General features: G+C 73.0%; 13 protein-coding genes and 1 tRNA gene. 10 read left to right on the top strand and 4 right to left on the bottom strand.

Annotation, left to right across the window (positions count from 1 at the left end; translation table 11 throughout):
• Positions 1–220: 220 nt before the first annotated feature.
• The gene (topA, locus tag V6U89_RS12190) at positions 221–3,046 is read left to right on the top strand and encodes a type I DNA topoisomerase (RefSeq protein ID WP_334571024.1); all 2,826 of its coding nucleotides are present in this window, start codon (positions 221–223) and stop codon (positions 3,044–3,046) included.
• Positions 3,047–3,079: 33 nt separating this feature from the next.
• Here the strand turns inward: topA and V6U89_RS12185 are convergent, their stop codons facing one another.
• A complete protein-coding gene (locus V6U89_RS12185; protein ID WP_334571023.1) occupies positions 3,080–4,384 on the bottom strand; it encodes a D-arabinono-1,4-lactone oxidase in 1,305 nt (434 codons plus the stop codon).
• Positions 4,385–4,611: 227 nt separating this feature from the next.
• On the opposite strand from V6U89_RS12185, the gene V6U89_RS12180 reads away from it, so the two are divergent.
• On the top strand, positions 4,612–5,184 hold the full coding sequence (locus V6U89_RS12180; RefSeq protein ID WP_238448734.1) for a TetR family transcriptional regulator: 573 nt from the start codon (positions 4,612–4,614) through the stop codon (positions 5,182–5,184).
• A 23-nt stretch (positions 5,185–5,207) separates the two neighbouring features.
• Here the strand turns inward: V6U89_RS12180 and V6U89_RS12175 are convergent, their stop codons facing one another.
• On the bottom strand, positions 5,208–6,416 hold the full coding sequence (locus V6U89_RS12175; protein WP_334571021.1) for an alanine racemase: 1,209 nt from the start codon (positions 6,414–6,416) through the stop codon (positions 5,208–5,210).
• Positions 6,417–6,704: 288 nt separating this feature from the next.
• On the opposite strand from V6U89_RS12175, the gene tmk reads away from it, so the two are divergent.
• The 6 genes from tmk (at position 6,705) to V6U89_RS12145 (ending at position 12,553) form a co-directional block, all read left to right on the top strand.
• Entirely contained in the window at positions 6,705–8,804 is a 2,100-nt protein-coding gene (tmk, locus tag V6U89_RS12170) for a dTMP kinase (protein WP_334571217.1), read from the top strand.
• Entirely contained in the window at positions 8,804–10,045 is a 1,242-nt protein-coding gene (locus V6U89_RS12165; RefSeq protein WP_334571019.1) for a DNA polymerase III subunit delta', read from the top strand. The genes tmk and V6U89_RS12165 overlap by 1 nt, the downstream gene beginning before the upstream one ends.
• Positions 10,046–10,154: 109 nt before the next feature.
• Positions 10,155–10,481: a YbaB/EbfC family nucleoid-associated protein gene (locus tag V6U89_RS12160; protein WP_334571018.1), complete on the top strand. Its 327-nt coding sequence runs from the start codon at positions 10,155–10,157 to the stop codon at positions 10,479–10,481.
• Between the two features lies 1 nt (position 10,482).
• Entirely contained in the window at positions 10,483–10,788 is a 306-nt protein-coding gene (locus V6U89_RS12155; RefSeq protein WP_334571017.1) for a hypothetical protein, read from the top strand.
• On the top strand, positions 10,788–11,453 hold the full coding sequence (locus V6U89_RS12150; protein ID WP_334571015.1) for a hypothetical protein: 666 nt from the start codon (positions 10,788–10,790) through the stop codon (positions 11,451–11,453). Before V6U89_RS12155 ends, V6U89_RS12150 begins: the two co-directional genes overlap by 1 nt.
• Before the next feature lie 260 nt (positions 11,454–11,713).
• Positions 11,714–12,553 carry a PSP1 domain-containing protein gene (locus tag V6U89_RS12145; RefSeq protein ID WP_334571013.1) on the top strand — a complete coding sequence of 280 codons (840 nt, stop codon included), beginning with the start codon at positions 11,714–11,716 and terminating at the stop codon, positions 12,551–12,553.
• Between the two features lie 94 nt (positions 12,554–12,647).
• Here V6U89_RS12145 and V6U89_RS12140 read toward each other — a convergent pair whose 3' ends face one another.
• Positions 12,648–14,387 carry a metallophosphoesterase family protein gene (locus tag V6U89_RS12140; RefSeq protein ID WP_334571011.1) on the bottom strand — a complete coding sequence of 580 codons (1,740 nt, stop codon included), beginning with the start codon at positions 14,385–14,387 and terminating at the stop codon, positions 12,648–12,650.
• A gap of 132 nt (positions 14,388–14,519) precedes the next feature.
• Here V6U89_RS12140 and V6U89_RS12135 point away from each other — a divergent pair.
• A tRNA-Thr gene (locus tag V6U89_RS12135) sits at positions 14,520–14,593 on the top strand.
• A 17-nt stretch (positions 14,594–14,610) separates the two neighbouring features.
• On the opposite strand, the gene V6U89_RS12130 is transcribed toward V6U89_RS12135, so the two are convergent.
• A complete protein-coding gene (locus tag V6U89_RS12130) occupies positions 14,611–15,336 on the bottom strand; it encodes a tyrosine-type recombinase/integrase (RefSeq protein ID WP_334571009.1) in 726 nt (241 codons plus the stop codon).
• Between the two features lie 477 nt (positions 15,337–15,813).
• Here V6U89_RS12130 and V6U89_RS12125 point away from each other — a divergent pair, with 477 nt between their 5' ends.
• Entirely contained in the window at positions 15,814–17,061 is a 1,248-nt protein-coding gene (locus V6U89_RS12125; RefSeq protein ID WP_334571007.1) for an epoxide hydrolase family protein, read from the top strand.
• Positions 17,062–17,494: the final 433 nt, after the last annotated feature.

Here is a 17,494-nt window from a genome sequence, read left to right as displayed (position 1 = left end):
CAGTGGCCCGCCTCCGGCCCTACCCACGGTGTACGGTGGCGCCGTCCGGCCCGTGAAGCCCGCGCGGCGCCGTGGCGCCCGCCGCGCGGAGGCTGTTTGCCGCCCGCGAAACCCGAAACCCCGGCGGCGCGTTACGTTGGACATCCGGACCGCCGGTGGTCCGGTGGGGTGCAACACGGCCCGAATCGGGCATGGAGCAGGAGTGAGGTCGGGGAGAGACGTGCCGAGCAACGCTGGAACCACCCGTCTGGTCATCGTCGAGTCACCGGCGAAGGCCAAGACGATCTCGGGCTACCTCGGCCCGGGATACGTCGTGGAGGCCAGCTTCGGCCACGTCCGGGACCTCCCGCGCAACGCCGCCGACGTGCCCGCCAAGTACAAGGGCGAGGCGTGGGCCCGGCTCGGGGTGGACGTCGACCACGGCTTCCAGGCCCTCTACGTCGTCTCCGCCGACCGTAAGCAGCAGATCAGCAAGCTGGTGAAGCTGGCCAAGGAGGTCGATGAGATCTTCCTGGCGACGGACGAGGACCGCGAGGGCGAGGCGATCGCCTGGCACCTGGTCGAGACGCTCAAGCCCAAGGTGCCGGTCAAGCGGATGGTCTTCCACGAGATCACCAAGCCGGCGATCCAGGCGGCGGTGGCCAACCCCCGCGAGATCGACCGCGACCTGGTCGACGCCCAGGAGGCGCGCCGCATCCTCGACCGGCTGTACGGCTACGAGGTCTCGCCGGTGCTGTGGAAGAAGGTCATGCCGAAGCTCTCGGCGGGCCGGGTGCAGTCCGTGGCGACCCGGATCGTGGTCGAGCGGGAGCGCCAGCGGATGGCCTTCCGCACCGCCGAGTACTGGGACATCCTGGCCACCCTGGCGGTGGCGAACGCCGGCGAGGGCCCGCGCACCTTCAACGCCACCCTGGTCGCGCTGAACGGCGACCGGATCGCCACCGGCAAGGACTTCGAGCCCACCACGGGTCGGGTCCGGGCCGGCGCCGGCGTGGTGCACCTCGACGAGGGCGGCGCCCGGGGCCTGGCGGCCCGCCTCGACGGGCGGCCGTTCACCGTCACCCGGGTCGAGGAGAAGCCCTACCGCCGTCGCCCGTACGCGCCGTTCATCACCTCCACCCTCCAGCAGGAGGCGGCCCGCAAGCTGCGCCTCTCGTCGCAGCAGACGATGCGCACCGCGCAGCGCCTCTACGAGAACGGCTACATCACCTACATGCGTACCGACTCGGTGAACCTGTCGGAGACCGCCATCGCGGCGGCCCGCCGGCAGATCGTCGAGCTGTACGGCGAGCGCAGCGTGCCGCCGGAGCCCCGCCGCTACACCGGCAAGGTGAAGAACGCGCAGGAGGCGCACGAGGCGATCCGCCCGGCGGGGGACAACTTCCGCACCCCGGGCGAGGTGGCCAAGGAACTGTCGGCCGAGGAGTTCAAGCTCTACGAGCTGATCTGGCGGCGCACCATCGCCTCGCAGATGACCGACGCGGTCGGCTCCAGCGTCTCGGTGCGCATCCGCGCCGTCTCCTCCGCGCAGGAGGAGGCCGACTTCGGCGCGACCGGCAAGACCATCACCGACCCGGGCTTCCTGCGGGCGTACGTCGAGTCGAGCGACGACGAGAACGCCGAGGCCGAGGACGCCGAGCGCCGGCTGCCCACCCTGGTGAAGGACCAGCCGCTGACCGCCGACGAGTTGGCCGCGCAGGGCCACCACACCCAGCCGCCGTCGCGCTACACCGAGGCGTCGCTGGTCAAGGCGCTGGAAGAGCTGGGCATCGGCCGCCCGTCGACGTACGCGTCGATCATGCAGACCATCCAGGACCGCGGGTACGTCTTCAAGCGCGGCCAGGCGATGATCCCGTCCTTCCTGGCGTTCGCGGTGATCGGGCTGCTGGAACGGCACTACCCGCGCCTGATCGACTACGACTTCACCGCCAGCATGGAGAACGAACTGGACGAGATCGCCGGCGGTGACCACGCGGCGGTCGACTTCCTCACCTCCTTCTACTTCGGCAGCGCCAACGGCACCGGCGACCAGGCCATCGCGCACGCGGGCGGGCTGAAGAAGCTGGTCACCGAGAACATCACGGACATCGACGCGCGCAGCGTCAACTCGATCCCGCTCTTCACCGACGACGAGGGCCGCGAGGTCGTCGTCCGGGTCGGCCGGTTCGGGCCGTACCTGCAGCGGGCGGTGCCGGGCGAGCCGCCCGCGCCGAAGGCGGAGGGCGAGGAGGGCGGCGCCCCGGGCGACCGGGCCCCGATCCCCGAGGGGCTGGCGCCCGACGAGCTGACCCCGGAGAAGGTGCACGAGCTGTTCCTCGGCGGCGGGGGCGAGCGCAAGCTCGGCGACGACCCGGCCACCGGCGAGCCGATCCTGCTCAAGTCCGGCCGGTTCGGCCCGTACGTGGCCAGCGGCGAGCGCAAGTCTTCACTGCTGCGCTCGCAGACGCCGGACTCGCTCACCCTCGACGAGGCGTTGAAGCTGCTCAGCCTGCCCCGGCTGATCGGCGTGGCCCCCGACGGGGTCGAGGTCTTCGCCAACAACGGCCGCTACGGCCCGTACGTCAAGCGCGGTGACGAGTTCCGTTCGCTGGACTCGGAAGACAAGATGTTCACCGTCACGCTGGACGAGGCGCTCGCGCTGCTGGCCGCCCCGAAGACCCGCCAGCGCCGCGCCGCCGCGCCGCCGCTGCGGGAGATGGGCGTCGACCCGCTGACCGAGAAGCCGCTGGTCATCAAGGACGGCCGGTTCGGGCCGTACGTGACCGACGGGGAGTTCAACGCGTCGCTGCGCCGGGGCCAGACCCCGGAGGAGCTGACCATCGAGCAGGCCTCCGAGATGCTGGCCGAGAAGCGGGCGAAGGGTCCGGCGCCGAAGAAGAAGGCGGCCGCCAAGAAGGCCCCGGCCAAGAAGGCGACGGCGGCGAAGAAGACCGCCGCGGCCAAGTCGACCGCGGCCAAGAAGACCACCACCGCCAAGGCGACGGCGGCCAAGAAGGCCCCGGCGAAGAAGGCCGCCCCGAAGAAGGCGGCCAGCACCGCCGAGTGACGCACCCCGGGCGCCTCGGCGCCCGGGGCGCACTCAGCCGAGGATCCGGTCCAGGTGCGGGTTGGTGAAGAGCCGGTCGGGGTCCAGGCGGTCGCGGACCGCCAGGAAGTCGGTGAAGCGGGGGTACGCGGGCGCGAGCGACGCCGCGTCCCGGTAGTGCAGCTTCCCCCAGTGCGGCCGGCCCCCGAGGTCGGCCGCCACCTCCTCGAAGGCCCGGAAGTACGGCTCGTACGGCATGCCGACGTACTGGTGGATCGCCACGTACGCGGACTCCCGGCCGTAGCCGTGCGACAGCCAGATGTCGTCGGCCGCGGTGAACCGCACCTCGACCGGGAAGAGCACCTTGAACGGCAGCCCGTCGACGATCCGCCGGAGCGCGTCGAGCGCGGCCGGCAGGGCGGCGCGCGGCAGGCCGTACTCCATCTCCACGAAGCGGACCCGGCGCGGGGTGCAGAAGACCGTGTCGGAGCGGCCGGTGTAGGTGCGTTCGGTGAGCGCCCGGGCGGAGACCGCGCTGATGGTCGGGGCCAGCGCCGGCACGGCGCGGCCGAGCCGGCAGGCCCCGGCGAAGACGGTGTTGGCGAGGAAGTCGTCGTCCAGCCAGCCGCGCCACCGGGGCAGCGGCCGGTCGTCGGCGGGCACCCGGTCGTTGGTCTTGACCTGCACCCGCGCGGTGTACGGGAACCAGTAGAACTCGACGTGGTCGTGCGCGTCGATCAGCGTCGGCAGTTCGGCGAGCACCGAGTCCAGCGGCGCCGGGCGCTCGTGGGCGCGCAGCACGAAGGCGTCGACGCAGCGCAGGGTCACCTCGACCAGCACGCCGAGGGCGCCCAGCCCGACGCGGGCGGCGGCGAAGACGTCCGGCCGCTCGTCGGCGGAGCAGCGCAGCACCTCGCCGGTGCCGGTGACCAGCGTCAGCGCCGTGACGAAGGTGGACAGGCAGCCGTATCCTGCTCCGGTGCCATGGGTGCCGGTGGAGATCGCGCCGGCGACGGTCTGGGCGTCGATGTCGCCGAGGTTGGGCAGCGCGAGTCCGTGCCGGGCGAGCAGCGCGTTGAGCATGTGCAGGGTCGTCCCGGCGGGCACGGTGACCAGGCGTCGGTCCCGGTCGCCCCGGACGTCGGCCGCCAGGTCGGTCAACTCGATCCGGCGGCCGTCGGCCACGGCGATCGGGGTGAACGAGTGGCCGCTGCCGACCACCCGGATGCGCTCACCTGCGGCGGCGGCGTCCCGGACGGCATCGGTGACGGCGTCCAGCGTGGCGGGGCGCAGGATGGCGGTGGCGGTGCTGTGCTGGTTGCCGGCCCAGTTGGACCATGCGGTGGCGGTACCGGCCATCGGCGCGCTCCTCGACATGAATATGAACTGACTTCATATCAGGAACGTTGTTCCTGGTAAATACCGCAATCGAGGTCCGCTCGTTGTACCGGTAGTCACGGACTCGTGACAACCAGATAGTTTCTTCCGTCGAAGGGGGGTGGCGCCGAGTGTCCACACCAGCCGCCACGACCGGGCCGCTGCGCCGCGTTCCGGTGCAGGGTCGAAGTGTCGCGCGGGTCCAGCGGATGTTGGACGCCTGTGCCGAACTCGTCGACGAAGTGGGGTACGAGGGACTGACCACCACGCTGCTCGCCGAACGTGCCGAGGTGGCGATCGGGTCGGTCTACCAGTTCTTTCCGGACAAGCGGGCGATCGTGCAGGCGCTGACCCTGCGCACGATGGAGTCCTACCTGCAGCGGCTCGACGAGCGGTTCGCCTCGGACGACCTGACCCACTGGTGGGACGGTGTCGACGCGGGGATCGACGAGTACATCACGATGCACCGGACGGTCCCGGGGTTCCGTACCCTGCACTTCGGCGACGTGGTCGACCTGCACCTGCTCGATGAGCAGCGGGACAACAACGGCGTGATCGCCGACCAGTTGGCCCGGGTGCTGACCGAGCGGTTCGGCATGACCGACGAACCGCGGCTGCGGTTCTGCCTGGAGATCGCCGTCGAGGCCGCGGACGCCCTGATCAAGCTGGCGTTCCGTCGCAAGCCCGAGGGTGACGAGCGGGTCCTCGCCGAGGCCAAGGCGCTGATCCGCGAGTACCTGCACCGCCACGTGAACGCCACCGAGGCCGTCCAACCCGGCTGACGACACCGGCCGGGCGGCTCCGGTCAGAGGAAGGCGTGCCCCTCGCCCCGGTAGGTGGGCACGGTGGCGAGCACCTCGTCACCGGAGACCAGGTGCAACTCGGTGACGTGCTCGCAGAGCTCGCCCGCCTTGGCGTGCCGGAACCACACCCGGTCGCCGACCCGCAGCCCGGCCGCCGCGGCGCCGGCCAGCGGGGTCTGCACCTCACCGGCTCCCTCCGTGCCGACCAGCGTCAGCCCGGCCGGCAGCCAGGGCCGGGGCAGCCGGCTCCGCTCGGCCGGGCCGGAGGCGATCCAGCCGCCGCCGAGCACCGTCGCCAGCTCCGGCGTCGGCCGGCGGACCACCGCGCAGGCGAAGAACGCCGCCGGGGTGGGCCGCCAGGCGCGGTACGCGTCGAACAGCGTCGGCCCGTACAGGCCCGATCCCGCGGTGACCTCGGTGACCGCGGGATCGGCGCTGGTGGCGGCAACGCTGCCGGTGCCGCCGCCGTTGACGAACTCCAGGTCGGCGTGTTCGCGTACCGCCGCGACCGCCGCGCCCCGGCGGGCCAGCAGTTCCCGGTACGACCCGCGCTGCGCCAGCCGGATCGCGGCGCCCATGACGGCCCGCCCCGGCGGCGCGTCGCCGAGGCCGGCGATCTGCGCCTCGTACGCCATCAGCCCCACCAGCCGGAAGCCCGGCCGGGCGGCGACGGCGGCGGCGAGCGCGCCGGCGGCCCGGGCGCTGTGCACCGGTGAGCGACGCACGCCGACGTGGACCCGCCCGCCCAGCGGTCGCCAGGAGGCGTCCAGTTCGAGGCAGACCCGCAGCTCCGGCCGCCGGCCGGGGGCGCGGACCGCGTCGACGAGGTCGAGTTGTTCGGTGCCGTCGATCATCAGGGTGACCGCCGCGGCGAGCGCCGGGTCGGCGGCCAGTTCGGCGAGCGCCGCCCGCTCGGCTGTCGGATATGCGACCAGCGCGTCGTCGGTCACCCCTGAGCGGACCAGCCAGATCGCCTCGGAGAGGGTGAACGCCATCACGCCGGCCCAGCCCGGCCGGCCCAGCACCCGGGTGGTCAGCTCCCGGGAGCGGATCGACTTGCTGGCGGCGCGGACCGGCTTGCCGCCCGCCCGGTCGGCCAGCGCGGCGGCGTTGGCGTCGAAGGCCGTGAGGTCGACCACGGCGTACGGCGGGTCGAGGTGGGCGGTCGCCGAGTCGAGGCGCTCGCGCAGGGTGTCGCTGTCGATGGCCACGGGTGCACGCTAACTGTCCGGGATAGTAATGCGAAATACCCTCATGTACTGCCGGGCTGCGGTCGCTGGTCCCAGCGGCCTACGCTCGGCGAGCAGGAGAATGTCGCCGGTGGGGAGCACCCCCACCGGGACTAGAGTGTTGCACCGGGACTGCCCAGCGTTGGGCCGGCACGTGGAGGTACGGCCATCGAAAGCCAGAAGAACGGCGAGTCGCCCGGCGTGTCGACGCCCGGGGCGCAGTCCGGAGCAGCCCAGGCCGACCGGTCCGGCGCGGCCGCGATCCGGTCGGTGCTGCGCATCCGGCCGTTCCGTCGGCTCTGGATCGTGCTCGGCGCGGCCTCCTTCGGCGACTGGCTCGGCCTGCTCGCCACCTCCGTCTTCGCCGCCGCCCAGGTCTCCGGCAGCACCGCCAAGGGTGCCGCCTTCGGCACCCTGATCGCGGTCCGGCTGCTGCCGGCGCTGATCCTCGGGCCGGTGGCCGGCGTGCTCGCCGACCGCTTCGACCGGCGCTGGACGATGGTCATCTGCGACCTGCTGCGCTTCGTGCTCTTCGCCTCGATCCCGCTGCTCGCCCTCACCGGGGCCAGCGGTGGCGTGGTGGTCAGCTGGGCGGCGGTCGCCACCTTCCTGATCGAGACGATCACCCTGCTCTGGATCCCGGCCAAGGAGGCCGCGGTCCCCAACCTGATCCCGCGCGCCCGGCTGGAGACCGCCAACCAGCTCACGCTGATCACCACCTACGGGCTGACCCCGGTGGCCGCCGCGATCGGCCTGGCGGTGCTCGACCGCAGCGTCCGCGCGGCGACCGGCGGCGAGATGCCGGACTGGGCCGAGCCCGCCCAGCTCGCCCTCTGGTTCAACTCCTTCTCCCGGCTGGCCACCGCGCTGGTGGTGGCCTTCGGCATCAAGGAGATCAGCCAGGCGCAGGCCGGCGAGCGGGAGCGCACCGAGCAGAGCATGATGCGCCAGTTCACCGAGGGCTGGAAGTTCATCAAGCAGACCCCGCTGGTACGTGGCCTGGTGCTGGGCATCTTCGGCGCGTTCGCCGGCGGCGGCATCGTGATCGGCACGGCCAAGTTCTTCGCCGCCTCGCTCGGCGCCGGCGACGCCGCCTTCTACATGCTCTTCGGGGCGATCTTCATCGGCCTGGCCCTCGGCATCGGGCTCGGCCCGATGATCGTCCGGGACATGTCCCGCCGCCGCTGGTTCGGCATGAGCATCGTGCTGGCCAGCGCGTCCGTGCTGGTGCTCGCCTTCGCCATCCACCTGTCGATGGCCATGATCGGCGCGATCCTGGTCGGCGCCGGGGCCGGGATGGCCTTCCTCGCCGGCACCACGCTGCTCGGCGGCGAGGTCGCCGACGAGGTGCGCGGCCGGGTCTTCGCGGTGGTGCAGATCGGCACCCGGCTGGTGCTGATCCTGGCCATCGCGCTGAGCAGCCTCCTGGTCGGCGTCGGCGGCTCCCGCAAGCTCACCATCGCCGACCTCGGCGTCTCCGTCTCCTCCACCCGGCTGCTGCTGCTCGCGGCCGGCGCCGCCGGCATCTTCGCCGGGATCAGCGCGTTCGGGCAGATGGACGACAAGAAGGGCGTGCCGGTCCTCGCCGACCTCTGGGGCTCGATCCGGGGTCGCCCGCTGATGCCCGCCGAGCCCTTCGTCTCCTCCGGCCTCTTCGTGGTCTTCGAGGGCGGCGAGGGCGCCGGCAAGTCCACCCAGCTCGACACGCTCGCCGAGCGGCTGCGCGGGCAGGGCCGGGACGTGGTGGTCACCCGCGAACCGGGCGCCACCGGGGTGGGCGAGCGGATCCGGTCGCTGGTGCTCGACAACGCCGGCGCCGAGGCGCCCTCGCCGCGCGCCGAGGCGCTGCTCTACGCCGCCGACCGGGCGCACCACGTCGCCACCGTGGTCCGCCCGGCGCTGGTCCGCGGCGCGGTGGTGATCAGTGACCGGTACGTCGACTCCTCCCTGGCCTACCAGGGCGCCGGCCGTACGCTGCCGGTCGAGGAGGTCTCCTGGCTCTCCTCGTGGGCCACCGGCGGGCTCAAGCCCGACCTGGTGGTGCTGCTCGACGTCGACCCGCGCACCGGCCTGTCCCGGGTGGCCTCCCGCAACCAGGGCACCGACCGGCTGGAGGGCGAATCGCTCGCCTTCCACGAGCGCGTCCGGTACGCCTTCCTCGACCTCGCCGCCAACGACCCGAAGCGCTACCTGGTGCTGGACGCCGCCCGGCCGGCCGAGGAGATCGCCGCCCTGGTCGCCCGCCGGGTCGAGGAGTTCCTGGTGGACCCGGCCGCCATCGTGCACCCGCGCCCCGCCCACGGCCCGGACACCTCGGTGCAGCCGGAGTTATCCGACGCGGAGCTGGTGACGATGGAGCATCGGACCTGATGCCCGACGTCTTCGCCGACCTGGTCGGCCAGGACGAGGCGGTCGCCACGCTGCGCCACGCCGCCGCGGCGGCCGCCGCCGTGCTGCGCGCCGCCCACCCGGTCGCCGCCGGATCGGGACCGGCCGAGGTCGAGGGACAGCCGGGGGTCGACCCGGGTGCGGGGATGACCCACGCCTGGATCTTCACCGGCCCGCCCGGCTCCGGCCGGTCGGTGGCCGCGCGCGCCTTCGCCGCCGCGTTGCAGTGCGCGTACGGCACCGGCTGCGGCGAGTGCCCCGGCTGCCACACCACGATGACCGGCACCCACGCCGACGTGCGCCTGGTGGTGCCCGAGGGGCTCTCCATCGGGGTCGGCGAGATGCGCGCGCTGGTGCTCCGGGCGGCCAGCACCCCGTCCGGCGGGCGCTGGCAGATCGTGATCATCGAGGACGCGGACCGGCTCACCGAGGCGGCCGGCAACGCCCTGCTCAAGGCGATCGAGGAGCCGCCGCCGCGGACCGTCTTCCTGCTCTGCGCCCCGTCCACCCACCCGGACGACGTGTCGGTGACCATCCGGTCGCGGTGCCGGGTCGTACCGCTGCGGCAGCCGCCGGCCGCCGCGGTGGCCGAGGTGCTGGTGCGCCGGGACGGCATCGCGCCCGACGTGGCGCAGTGGGCGGCGGCGGCCGCGCAGGGGCACGTCGGGCGGGCCCGGCGGCTGGCCCGCGACCCCGAGGCGCGGCAGCGCCGGGACGCGGTGCTGGCGGTGCCGCGCCGGCTGACCGGTGTCGGCGCCGCGCTCGACGCGGCGTCGGCCCTGATCGAGGCGGCCGAGGCGGAGGCCGAGGCGTCCGTGGCCGAGGCCGACGCGGCCGAGCGGGCCGCGTTGCAGACCGCGCTCGGCGCGGGCGGCACCGGCCGGGGCGCGGCCGGCGCCATGCGCGGCGCCGCCGGGCAGCTCAAGGACCTGGAGAAGCGGCAGAAGTCACGAGCCACCCGCGCCCAGCGGGACGCGCTGGACCGGGCCCTGGTCGACCTGGCCGGCTTCTACCGGGACGCGCTCACCATGGCGCTGCGCGCCCCGGTGGCCCCGGTGCACACCGACACCGCCGCGATGGCCGAGGCCGGCGCGCAGAAGTGGGACGCCGAGGGCGCGTTGCGGCGGTTGGAGGCCGTGCTGGAGTGCCGGGCGGCGATCGAGGCGAACGTCAAGCCCCGGATCGCGGTCGAGGCGATGATGCTCACCCTCTGGAAGGGATAGTTTCCGCTGTCCACAGGCATCGACAGGTGTCGCGGGCGTGCGGTACGGTCCGGTGTGCCGTGGTGACGGTGAGGGCACGCAGGGTGATGGTCGGCCGGGGGGAGAACCGATGCCGCGCGAGATCGACGAGGCGTGGATCGAGGAGGCGGTGCGGCGTTACCGCCGGATCGAGTCTCTCCAGGCCGAGTTCGACCAGGCGGTCAACACCGTCGAGGTCACCGTCCGGTCGCCGGACGGGCTGGTCGAGGTGGTGGTGACCGCCGGCGGCAGGATCACCGACGTCCGCTTCCTCGGGGCGCTGCACTCCCGCCACCCGCGCGACGTCGCCGGCTCGGTGCAGGCCGCCGTCACCGCCGCGGCGGACGCCGCGCAGTGGGCCCGGGAGAAGCTGCACAACGAGACCTTCGCGGCGTACCGGCCGCTGGCGGGAGCCTGAGATGGACGCGCTGCGCGCCCTCGCCGCCCGCCTGGACGAGGCCAGCGACACACTCGCCGTGCTCGCCCGCACGGTGACCGCCACCGACCCGGCCCACCCGGCGTTCGGCGCGGACGCCCCGGGCCGCCCCGGCGAGGTCGGCCGGGCGCTGCACCGGCAGTGGACCGCCGCCACCGGCGACCGGGCCCGGGAGGCGGGGGCGGCCGCCGCCCGGCTCGCCGCCGCGGCCGCCGCCGTCCGCAGCGCCGCCGACCGCTACGCCGGCACCGACGACACGGCCGGCCGGCGGCTGACCGGAGAGCGCTGATGGACGCCCTGGACCGGCTCGCCGAGCCCGGCCTGGAACTGCTGCGCCGGGTCGACCACCTGCTCGTCGCCGGCGCTCCCGAGGGTCACCGGCTCTGGCCGCTGCTGCGCCGGATGCAGGTGCTGCCCGGCGACGCGCTGCGCGCCTTCCTCGACCTGCATCCGGCGCCGCTGACGACCGCCGGGCACGCCGTGCGCCGGCTCGTCCGCGGGTACGACGACGCGTGCGCCGCCCTCACCGATCCGGGCCTGTGGTCCGGCCCGGCCGCCGCCGCGTACGACGAGGCCCGCTCGGCGCTGCTGCGCCACCTCGACGAGGGGCCGGAGAGCCTGGTCGGTCGGATCGAGTCGACCGCCGGGTACGCCGACGCGCTCGCCCACTGGGTGGAGGGCAGCCGGCTGGCCGTGGCCCGGGCCCTCGCCGAGGTGCTCGGCTCCACCGAGGCGGTCCGCGTCCTCGCCGCGACCGCGTCCGGCGGGGACCCCGCCAGCGGCACCGGTGCGGCGGCCGAGATCGCCACGCGGGTGCTCGCGGTGCTCGGGGTGGCGTACGACGGCGCGGAGACGCTGCTGCGCCAGTGGTCGCCGAGCCTGGCCGAGTCGACCTGGCGGGCGTCGGCCGGCGGTCCGGTCCGCTACGACAGCAGCACCCGGGTGGGTCGCTGACCGGGTGGTCCACGGCGCCGCGCGCGGCGCCCGGCCTGGACCGGGGCCCGGCGGCGGCGCCGTGGCCATTCCCTGCACCCCCCGCAGGTCTGCCTCCACTCAACGCCTCCACCCGGGCGTTTGTCCCGCCCCGGGACCCGATTCAGCCGTCCGGGCGAGGCGCAAGGGAACGAGTCGACGATCGTGGATGACTGCACGGGGTAACCGTGCGGCGACGGGTGGCCGGGCCGGCGCCGGTCGTCCGTCGTAGGGTGGACCGCATGGGCATGCTCTGCGCGGTCAGCTTCAACCGGTACGGGCGCCTCTACTATCTCGACCCGGGCGAGCTGCGGCCGCAGGTCGGCGACCGGGTGCTGGTCCCGACCGACGACGGGCCCGAGGTGGCCGAGTGCGTCTGGGCGGCGCAGTGGGTGACGGAGGAGACCGACGGCTTCCCGAAGCTGGCCGGGCTGGCCCAGGAGGAGGACCTGCGCCGCGACGAACTGCTGCGCCGGCGCAAGGCCGAGGCGAAGGTGGCCGCCAAGCGGCTGATCCGGGAGCACGGGCTGCCGATGAAGGTCGTCGCCGTGGACCACGTCCTGGGCGAGGGCGACGCCGCTGGCGACCGGACCACCGTCTACTTCACCGCTCCGCACCGGGTGGACTTCCGCTCCCTGGTCCGCGACCTGGGCGCCACCCTGCGCTGCCGGGTCGAGCTGCGCCAGCTCTCCGCCCGGGACTCGGCGCGGGTGCAGGGCGGCATCGGCTCCTGCGGTCGCGACCTGTGCTGCGCCACCTTCCTCAACGACTTCGAGCCGGTGACCATCCGGATGGCGAAGGACCAGGACCTGCCGCTCAACCCGCTGCGGATCTCCGGCGCCTGCGGCCGGCTGATGTGCTGCCTGAAGTACGAGCATCCGCTCTACCAACGGTTCCAGGAGTCCGCCCCGCCGGTCGGCAGCCGGGTCTCCACGCCTGAGGGCGACGGCAAGGTGGTCGGCCACAGCGTCCCCCGGGACGCGGTCACGGTACGGCTGGACGCCGACGGCTCCCGCTGCTCCTGCTCCCGCGCCTCAGTCTGCGCCCCCCGCCAGGCCCACGACCAGCACTACTCCACCTGACCCCCGCCCTTCTCACGGCGAGCCCTCGCCGGTGATCAAGAAGTTTGCGTCTGCGCAAGCCCGGAACCTGACGCAAACTTCTTGATCGACGCCGTCAGCGGAGGGTGACCGGGGGTTCGGCCAGGTGGGGGGTGAGGGTGGTCTTCGGGGTGAGCCAGGAGGCGGTGGGGGACTGGTCGGGGTTCAGCTGCCAGTCCCGAGACACCCGGTCGACGGCGATCGGGTAGATGGTCAGCGAGCCGTCCGGGTCGATCCGCATCCGCAGGAACGACTTCGAGTCCTCGATGCCCTGGCCGGCGAACAGCTCGTTGACGTTCACCCCGAACGCCCCCGCCACCAGCAGATATGCCGCCACCACCTGGCTGGACACCAGGCCGATGACCGGGCCATAGACGACCGCCGCGGCGACCGCCGGTAGCGGCCAGGGCCAGTCGTAGAAGGGCAGCGCCAGCCAGGCCCAGGTGCCGGCGGCGGCGAGCCCCACCTGCGCCACCCCATGGGTGACCCCGAGGATCCAGTGCCGGACGTGCCGCTTCCCGCCGGCGCTCGGTGGCTTGGCGAAGAAGGCCGCCCCGAGCAGCGTCACCCCCAGCATGATCACCAGCGGGACGCTGAACAGTCGTTGCTCGGTGCTGCCCGTCCGGTTCGCCGTCACCCCGGCCATGGCCAGCATGAGCAGCGTGTGCAGGGCCCCGAGCAGGGTGGTGAAGCCCGGGTTCCGGAACGGCAGCCGGGGGAAGATCCCCCAGCCGTACCGCCGGGAGCGGGACGCGTCCGGGTAGCGGGCGGCCAGGTCGTACGGGCGGGTGGCGCTGGCCCGGCGGGACAGGGTGTCCTTCGGCGGCACCTCGATCCGCTCCGGGAGCTTGTGCGTCGGGTACAGGTACGCCCCGCCGCCTCCGCAGGTGATCAGCTGCCGCTCCGGGCCGGCGTACCGGGCGTAGTGGTGCAGGTCGCCGGAGATGAGCAGCCGCACGTGTGCGCCGGTGGGGGCGAGGATCGTCCGGATGAAGTAGTCGATCGAGTCGTACGCGGTGGGGTGGTCGACGGACTTGACCCAGGTCGGCGCCGGCACCGCCAGGATGATCCTGCTCTGTGGGCCCAACCGGCGGGCCACCTCGTCGAAGTAGGCCAGCTGCGGGTCGTCCAGGTACGACCCGGACTGGTCGTCGAGGCCGAGCAGCCACCAGTCGGCTGGCAGCTCCACCGCGAAGTACGAGCGGGACTGGCCGGTGCCCCAGCCGCCGAAGTGCCGGTCCCGGGACCGGACGAACAGGCGCAGGAAGGCGGTCAGGCCGTCGTACCAGTCGTGGTTGCCGGGCACGGCGAAGAGCGTCGGCCGCTCGGGCGGCGCCACCGGCAGCGCGGCCTGGTACGGCCCCTTGCACCGGTCCTCGTACGCCTCGTACGCGGCCGACGGGTAGACCTGGTCGCCCCCCATCACCAGGGTCTGCGCCCGGGGCAGCCGGTGCCCGTCCACCTCCAGCTCCCGCTGCGCGAGCAGGTATGCCACCGAGTAGGTGGCGTTGAAGCCGTCGCCCAGGTCGGCCACGTAGTCCAGCCAGAGCCCGCCGTCCGGCCCGACCTGCCGCGCGATCTTCGAATCCAGCGCGTTCTGCAGCTCCCGCTTGTCCAGGTACGCCCCGAACAGCATCGCCAGCAACGTCCGGATGCCGGTGCTGATCAGCAGGAACGGCGCCAGCCAGGGCACCGGCTTACGCGGGGTGAAGCCCAGCTCCACCGGGTCGAGGCTGAGCGGCCGGCGGGCCGCCCGCTCGCCGGGGGCGTGCTCGGCGGGAACGTCGGACCCGGACGTGGGGTGATCGTCGGTCACCCGCCGGAGCGTAGCGCCGACGGGCCGCTACCGCTGTCCGGCGAACGACCGATCGCGCCCGATGTCCGGGTCCCCGGGTGGGGGAACCCCCTCGGCCGGTGGGTGGGCCGTGCCGTACACTTGACGATCGTTGCCGCCTTAGCTCAGTCGGCTAGAGCGACGCACTCGTAATGCGTAGGTCGACGGTTCGATTCCGTCAGGCGGCTCGGTACAGAAGCCCAGGTCAACGGCCTGGGCTTCGCCGTTTTCCAAGGTCGACAACCTCGCCGCCGGCCGTGCCAGTCCGCAAATAGTCCGCATTCCGCGCCGCGACGGCCTCGTCCAGCCGGGTGGCGACGGCGTCCAGGTCGTCACCGAACAGGCCCGCGTACACGTCCAGCGTCATCGACGCCGAAGCGTGCCCGAGCACCCGCTGTACGGCCTTGACGTTCGCGCCGGCTGCCACGGCCAGACTCGCCGCCGTCTGCCGCAGGTCGTGAGGCGTGAGCCCGGCCAGGCCGACCGATGCCGCCGCCGGCCCGAAGACCCGCGTCCGGAAGTTGGTGTTGCGCAGCGGGCCGCCGTTGGGTGCGGTGAACACCAGCTCGTCGCGGCGCTTCCCGGCGACGTGCGCGGCCAGCTCGTCGACGAGGAAGCGCGGGATCGGCACCGACCGCCGCTGGTGGTTCTTCGGCGTGCCCTCCACCAGCTCCCCGCCGACCTCTGCGAACGCCACGGCCACCGTCACCCGACGCCGCAACAGATCCAGCCGCGACACCCGCAGCGCCGACGCCTCACCCCACCGCAACCCGGTGTAAGCGAGGAACCGCACCAGCAGCCCGTAGCGTCCGCACGCCTCCGCGAGCCTCGCCACCTGGTCGTGGTCAAGGCGGCCCGCGAGCGGGCCGCGCCGGCCCGGCCCCGGCCTGCTGGCGACCTTCGGCCGGCATCGGCCGGGCCGTCCGGCCACGCTGGCGGACTACAAGAGCTTGAAGACCTCGGGGCTCTGCCCCGACCCCGCCCCTCCTCAGAGATCGGCCGGGAGCGGATCACCTCGACGGGCACCACAAGGGCTATAAGCCTCCCCGGACGGGGCCAAGGTCGTTCGTCCGGTGGGACGCTCCACCTTGTCCCCGTCCGGGGAGGCTGGACAGTCAGGCGACTGCCCGACGAGGAGATCCGCCGCAACAAGTAGGTCAGCCGCCCGGCCCGTCCCGGAAGGCCATGCGGGATTGCTCGTATGGCTCCGGACACGGGGAAATGCGTCCTACGCTCTGGACATATGGGGCCGCGGGCCCCTGCTGGCCTGGCACAAGTTCGGGCGGCGCCTTCACCGAAGATGCCCCTCGGGAGGCAGGAGCGGGGGCATGCCATTTGTCTGCGGTAGGCGGGCGAAGACCACCCGCTCGACCGCAAAGGCGTTCAAAGCAGAAGGGAGGCCCCCCGCGTGGCCGTCAAGATGGAAGCGCGAACGGGCGCCGCAGAAGTGCGGCCGTTCAACATCGAGGTCCCCGAGGCGGATCTTGCGGATCTGCGCGCGCGCATCAGAGCCACGCGCTGGCCGAACAAAGAGACCGTCGAGGATGAATCGCAGGGCGTGCCGCTCGCGCTCATGCAGGACCTCGCTCGCTACTGGGCGACCGACTACGACTGGCGCAAGTGCGAGGCGCGGCTGAAGGCCCTCCCCCACTTCGTCACCGAGATCGACGGTCTGGAAATTCACTTCATCCACGTTCGCTCGAAGCACGAGGACGCGCTGCCGATCGTCGTCTGCCACGGCTGGCCCGGGTCGGTCATCGAGCAGCTGAAGATCATCGGTCCGCTCACGGATCCGACGGCGCACGGCGCGAGCGCGTCGGATGCCTTTCACGTCGTGATCCCGTCGATGCCCGGATACGGGTTCTCCGGCCAGCCGAACACGACCGGCTGGGATCCCGTGCACATCGGGAAGGCCTACGTCGAGCTCATGAAGCGGCTCGGGTACACACGGTTCGTCGCGCAGGGCGGCGACTGGGGCGCGATCGTCGTCGACGCGATGGCCGGCGGCCGCGCCGAGCCGGCGGCCGCCGAGCCGGCGCCACCGGAGCTGATCGGCATTCACACCAACATGCCCGGCGCGGTTCCGCCGGAGCTCTTCCTCGCGGCCTTTGCCGGCAGCCCGGCGCCGGACGGTCTCTCCGACGAGGAGCGGAACACGTACGAGCAGCTGCTCAAGTTCTTTGGGACGCACGTGGCGTACGGGTTAATCATGGGGACGCGCCCGCAGACGCTCTACGGTCTGGCGGACTCACCCATCGATCTCGCCGCGTTCATGCTCGACCACGGCGACGGGGCCGGTCAGCCCGGCATCGTTCAGCAGGTCCTCGAGGGACGTCTGCAGAAGCCGAGCGACCTGACGCGCGACGACATCCTCGACAACATCACGCTCTTCTGGCTGACCAACAGCGGGGTGTCCTCGGCGCGGCTGTACTGGGAGAGCAAGCTCCCCTTCTTCGCTACCAAGGGCGTGGCGATCCCGGTCGGCGTGAGCATCTTCCCCGACGAGATCTACCGGGTTCCGCGCAGCTGGGCGGAGCAGGCGTACCCCAACCTCGTCCACTACAACCGGCACGACAGGGGCGGGCACTTCGCCGCCTGGGAGCAGCCGCAGCTGCTCTCGGAAGACATCCGCGCGACGTTCCGATCGCTGCGCTAGCGGCATGACCCTGCCCCGCGCCCGTCGGGGCGGGGCCCTGTCGCAGTGTCCGGGCTCAGGCGGTCTGGCTTGGGAGCCACGCGTGGGAGCCAGCCGGGCGGACGGAGCCGGACGAGCCCGGACCGATCGAGTTGCCGAGAGCGCGGCGACCAGGGCGACGCGGACGTTGCCGAACGGTTGTGGCGTGGCCTTGGGAATCACGGATCAGATGGTCGTAGGCGTGCCTCGTCTCAGTCCTCATCCAGTCCTCAAGGCGGCCCGCAAGCGGGCAGGCCGCGCCGGCCCGGCCCCGGCCTGCTGGCGACCTCCGGCCGGCATCGGCCGCGCCGGCCGGCCGAGTTTGCAGGCGCCAAGAGCACGAAGACCTCGGGGCGCTGCCCCGAACCCCGACCCTCCTCAGAGATGCCGCCGCGTATCACCTCGCCGGGCACCA

The sequence above is a fragment of the Micromonospora sp. CPCC 206171 genome, assembly GCF_036906755.1.
Lineage (GTDB): Bacteria > Actinomycetota > Actinomycetes > Mycobacteriales > Micromonosporaceae > Micromonospora > Micromonospora purpureochromogenes.
Note: the sequence above shows the minus strand (reverse complement) of the source record. Positions and strands in the feature narration are given on the sequence as shown.